General features: G+C 37.3%; 2 protein-coding genes. One reads left to right on the top strand and one right to left on the bottom strand.

Annotated elements, in window-relative coordinates:
- Positions 1-29: 29 nt before the first annotated feature.
- On the top strand, positions 30-152 hold the full coding sequence (locus PX482_RS08215) for a hypothetical protein (protein WP_288023514.1): 123 nt from the start codon (positions 30-32) through the stop codon (positions 150-152).
- Here the strand turns inward: PX482_RS08215 and PX482_RS08210 are convergent.
- Positions 109-1536: an Eco57I restriction-modification methylase domain-containing protein gene (locus PX482_RS08210; protein ID WP_288093952.1), complete on the bottom strand. Its 1428-nt coding sequence runs from the start codon at positions 1534-1536 to the stop codon at positions 109-111. The genes PX482_RS08215 and PX482_RS08210 overlap by 44 nt on opposite strands.
- Positions 1537-1663 lie beyond the last annotated feature (127 nt).

Raw genomic sequence — 1663 nt, 5'->3', positions numbered from 1 at the left:
CCCTTATAGAGAAAGGCATTTAGCGATTTTTGTCAATTGTTTTTGCTCTAGAGCGAACTAATCAATTAAGTCTCTTGCCAGATAAGGATTTAGTCGATTTATGCCCCCCTATCGAACCATACCAAGTAACGAAGAACCATATTTTTTTATAGCCGGATAGTCGTTAATATTAATTCCCCTTCTTGTAAAAATCAACCATTTATTTTGATAATTAATCCGCCATTTACGCACATCATCACCCACAGCTAAAGGTTTAATAATCTCTGCACTTTTCGGGTCTTTAGCAATTAATTCTGCTCGTTTTGCACCATCAATCACAAAAGCTTGATTAAATCCAGTTAATACACCTCGATAAATCTGTCCGTTAACATACTCACCTAAAGTAATACCGGCTGCTGCCATTTTCTGTAAACGGTTAGCAGAGGACGCATCAGTTAATAACCAATTTGCTCCTTTAATCGCATCTTTTGGTAAATTCTGTCCAGTCTTTTTAATAATAGCTAAGACATCAGGATAAGGTTCTTCTAAGGATTTAACTTGAGTAAAAATCGGTAAATTACTAATTTTACTACTCTTTTGAGAGATAAAAATCATTGGGAAAGTGGCTGCGGTTGCAAAAACTGGCAACTCCCCAAAATCGGTAATACTTCTCACCTGACAAGTATCAGCGATATGCTGTCTTAACTTCTCCCCATACTTTGCCCGAAACCACTTATTAGAAGAAATAAAAGCTAACATTCCCCCAGTTTTAAGTAATTGTAAAGCTCTCGCATAAAAGAAACAATATAAATCCGATGTTCCCGTATAAACGCCAGGGAAAACCTGCTTTAAAGTTGGTTTTAAATCCTTAATTAATTCCTGTCTCACATAGGGGGGATTTGCTACCTGAATATCAAAACCTCCCTCCGCTAATACCTCGGCAAACTCCACCACCCAATCAAACCCTTTTGAGATAGCTTCCTTATCACTCGCAATCACAGAAGCACTGCCATGGGTTAATAAAGCAATCTGTTTCTTAACCTCATTAATCTCCTGTTCAAGACTTTGTTTATCACTGCCTAAATGCGCTCTTAAATACTTGGCTTTAGCTTCCCTAAACCGATGGATAAACTCCTCGCGCACCATCCCAGAACCTTGGGGATTAGGAGCAGTTAGACTATCTCCTGTTTCAATTTTAAACTTCAAATTGGGTAGCGGTGGCGGATTATCTCCCTCATATTCAACCGCTAAGGAAAGCCATAACCTTAAGCGAGCAATATTAACCGCAAAAGGATCGATATCAACTCCATAGATATTAGTTTCAATAATCTCTAACTTGCGCTGATAAACCGTTTTATAATCAATGCCTTTAGTGGCAAATAAACACTGACGCAAATCTAATAACTCATGCAACATTCCCAATAAATAAGCTCCACTTCCACAGGCAGGATCACAGACTTTGACCTGTTTTAAGGTTTCTAAAACTGCCTCTGGATTCTTTAAATTAATAGCATTATATTCGTCAACAAAAAGCTCAATCGCTTGGGAGCATCTCACTTATGCAATGAGTATTAATACTTATAGCAGTCAAAAACTAGAAAATCTTCAACTTGATCACAAAGAGAAATGAGATTATAATAGTTATAACTTACAATTCAGAATAGCTCTCGATGGGAGGAATAAT

Source organism: Microcystis sp. M53602_WE12, from assembly GCF_030065455.1.
GTDB classification, from domain to species: Bacteria; Cyanobacteriota; Cyanobacteriia; order Cyanobacteriales; family Microcystaceae; genus Microcystis; species Microcystis aeruginosa.
Note: the sequence above shows the minus strand (reverse complement) of the source record. Positions and strands in the feature narration are given on the sequence as shown.